Source organism: Ruegeria sp. CDSB113 (assembly GCF_059611045.1).
The window spans coordinates 2501-6101 of the sequence record NZ_JBXWOU010000029.1 but is presented as its reverse complement, the minus strand read 5'-3'; the positions used below and the strand labels follow the sequence as shown (position 1 = coordinate 6101).

Annotated in this window: 1 tRNA gene and 2 rRNA genes; all 3 read right to left on the bottom strand. The window is 53.0% G+C overall.

Going from position 1 to position 3601, the window contains the following annotated elements:
• Positions 1–77: transfer RNA gene (locus AC2FIS_RS23065), tRNA-Met, on the bottom strand.
• A gap of 127 nt (positions 78–204) precedes the next feature.
• A 5S ribosomal RNA gene (gene rrf, locus AC2FIS_RS23060) occupies positions 205–319 on the bottom strand.
• Positions 320–544: 225 nt separating this feature from the next.
• A 23S ribosomal RNA gene (locus AC2FIS_RS23055) occupies positions 545–3409 on the bottom strand.
• Between the last annotated feature and the right edge of the window lie 192 nt (positions 3410–3601).

Sequence of the window (3601 nt, the reverse complement as noted above, 5' to 3'; positions counted from 1 at the left end):
TGGTTGCGGGAGTAGGATTTGAACCTACGACCTTCAGGTTATGAGCCTGACGAGCTACCGGGCTGCTCCATCCCGCGACAGTTTGCGTTGGCCTATTGCTTACGCCAGTTGAGGCCATGCGTTGGTCTACCGCCTGTTTGGCGAGTTGAGACCGGGTCGTTTTTTTCATCGTAAGAGAGAAGTTTGATTGGGGGATTTTTCTAGGTTTGGCGGTGACCTACTCTCCCGGGGCTTAAGCCCAAGTACCATTGGCGCGGCAGTGCTTAACTTCCGGGTTCGGGATGGGACCGGGTGTTTCACTTGCGCTATGACCACCAAACCGAGGAAAATCCCCACGTTGCTGTTTTTGCGGAGCAAAAAAGCGACGGGTGGCAGGCAGCGTATTTGCATGCAAATGCGCGTTGCCACTCGGTAGTTATGTCAATCAACACCGCAGCGTATTGCTGCGAAGTTATCCATGTTTAATGAGGTGTATGTTTTTGGCCTATTTGTTCGCCTACCGCTTCGCTACTTGAGGCGGTTGGCAGTCTTTCCATTACTGGATCAAATCAAGCCTATCGGGCGATTAGTACCGGTCAACTGAACGCATTACTGCGCTTACATCTCCGGCCTATTGACGTGGTGGTCTTCCACGGCCCTCAGGGAGACCTTGTTTTGAGGGGGGCTTCCCGCTTAGATGCCTTCAGCGGTTATCCTGTCCGATCATAGCTACCCAGCACTGCCGTTGGCACGACAACTGGTCCACCAGTGGATCGTTCACCCCGGTCCTCTCGTACTAGGGGCAACTCCTCTCAAGTCTCCTACACCCACGGCAGATAGGGACCGAACTGTCTCACGACGTTCTAAACCCAGCTCACGTACCTCTTTAAACGGCGAACAGCCGTACCCTTGGGACCTGCTCCAGCCCCAGGATGAGATGAGCCGACATCGAGGTGCCAAACACTGCCGTCGATATGGACTCTTGGGCAGTATCAGCCTGTTATCCCCGGCGTACCTTTTATCCGTTGAGCGATGGCCCTTCCACTCGGGACCACCGGATCACTATGGCCGTCTTTCGACTCTGCTCGACTTGTCAGTCTCGCAGTCAGGCTGGCTTCTGCCATTGCACTCAACGAGCGATTTCCGACCGCTCTGAGCCAACCTTCGCGCGCCTCCGTTACGCTTTAGGAGGCGACCGCCCCAGTCAAACTACCCGCCACGCAGGGTCCCGGATCCGGATAACGGACCGCGGTTAGACATCAAGAGTGCGAAGGGTGGTATCTCAAGGGAGGCTCCACAAAGACTTGCGTCTCTGCTTCAAAGCCCACCACCTATCCTGCACATCACAATCCTGATGCCAGTGCGAAGCTGTAGTAAAGGTGCACGGGGTCTTTCCGTCTAACCGCGGGAAGCCTGCATCTTGACAGGCAATTCAATTTCGCTGAGTCGATGTTGGAGACAGCGGGGAAGTCGTTACGCCATTCGTGCAGGTCGGAACTTACCCGACAAGGAATTTCGCTACCTTAGGACCGTTATAGTTACGGCCGCCGTTTACCTGGGCTTCAATTCAAGGCTCTCACCTCTCCTTTTAACCTTCAGGCACCGGGCAGGCGTCAGACCCTATACGTCGTCTTGCGACTTCGCAGAGCCCTGTGTTTTTAATAAACAGTCGCCACCCCCTGGTTTGTGCCCCCAGCCCCTAGTTGCCTAGGAACCGGGCCTCCTTCTCGCGAACTTACGGAGGTATTTTGCCGAGTTCCTTCAACATCGTTCTCTCAAGCGCCTTGGTATGCTCTACCAGTCCACCTGTGTCGGTTTAGGGTACGGTCTTATAGGAGGGCTATTTCCAGGAACCTCTCAGCAGCCCATTCAATCCAATAAGGATGAACTACCTCTGAGATCCGTCACCACTCCACGGCCTAGGAATATTAACCTAGTTCCCATCGCCTACGCCTTTCGGCCTCGGCTTAGGGGCCGGCTTACCCTGCTCAGATTAGCTTTAAGCAGGAACCCTTGGACTTTCGGCGAGAGTGTCTCTCACACTCTTTGTCGCTACTCATGTCATCATTCTCACTAGTGATCTCTCCACCGGATCGCTCACGCGCCGGCTTCATCGAAAAGACTTGATCCTGCGCTACCGCCTATTCGGCTACTTGAGCGCTTACACGCACCAAATGACCGGCGGCAATATAGGATAAGTCTTATGTCACACTACGCTCTGCTACCATGCCTTACGGCATCCTAAGCTTCGGCTCATGGCTTGAGCCCCGTTACATCTTCGCCGCAGGACAACTTATTTAGACCAGTGAGCTGTTACGCTATCTTTAAAGGATGGCTGCTTCTAAGCCAACCTCCTGGTTGTTTTGGTCGTCCCACCTGCTTTCCCACTTAGCCATGAATTGGGGGCCTTAGCTGTAGGTCAGGGTTGTTTCCCTCTCCACTACGGACGTTAGCATCCGCAGTGTGTCTGCCATCTAGTACTCCCGGGTATTCGGAGTTTGGTTAGGATCAGTAAGCCTGTGGGGCCCCATTACCCATCCAGTGCTCTACCCCCCGGGGTATTCGGATGACGCTCTACCTAAATAGATTTCGCAGAGAACCAGCTATCTCCGAGTTTGATTGGCCTTTCACCCCTAGGCACAGCTCATCCCGATCCTTTTCAACGGATGTGGGTTCGGTCCTCCAGTAAGTGTTACCTTACCTTCAACCTGGCCATGCCTAGATCACTCGGTTTCGGGTCTGATCCCACGAACTCATTCGCCCTATTAAGACTCGCTTTCGCTACGCCTACACCTAACGGCTTAAGCTTGCTCGTGAGACCAAGTCGATGACCCATTATACAAAAGGTACGCCGTCACCCCGCAAGGAGGCTCCGACTGATTGTAGGCGTTCGGTTTCAGGTACTGTTTCACTCCCCTCGTCGGGGTGCTTTTCACCTTTCCCTCACGGTACTGGTTCACTATCGGTCAGCAAGGAGTACTTAGCCTTCGAAGGTGGTCCTCCGATCTTCAGACAGAATTTCACGTGTTCCGCCCTACTTAATACGTCCATCAGAGCTTAGAATACGGGGCTGTCACCCGCTATGGCCATGCTTCCCAACATGTTCTTCTCACTCATCTGGCTCGGCTGGTCCCCGTTCGCTCGCCGCTACTAGGGGAGTATCAATTGATTTCCTTTCCTCCGGGTACTTAGATGTTTCAGTTCCCCGGGTTTGCCTTTATAACCCTATGTATTCAGGTCATAAATACCTGGTTATGCCCATTATTGATTAGCACAGCTAACAATAACAAACATTCAGGTGGGTTGCCCCATTCAGAAATCCATGGATCAAAGCTTATTCTCAGCTCCCCATGGCTTATCGCAGAGTATCACGTCTTTCATCGCCTCTTGCTGCCAAGGCATTCACCAAACGCCCTTCTCGCGCTTGATTTGATCCAGAAAAAGAAAGACTTGATATTGGCACTACCGCCTATTCGGCTACTTGAGTGCGTTTGACCGCACACAACCAAAGCTGCGCTAGTAATCAAATCAATCGAGACCGCCCAGCTGGTAACTAAAGGCAGTCATTCTTCTGAACCAAAAACATACATTTCCCGCCCCCGCCACTTGGACGAGGACAAAT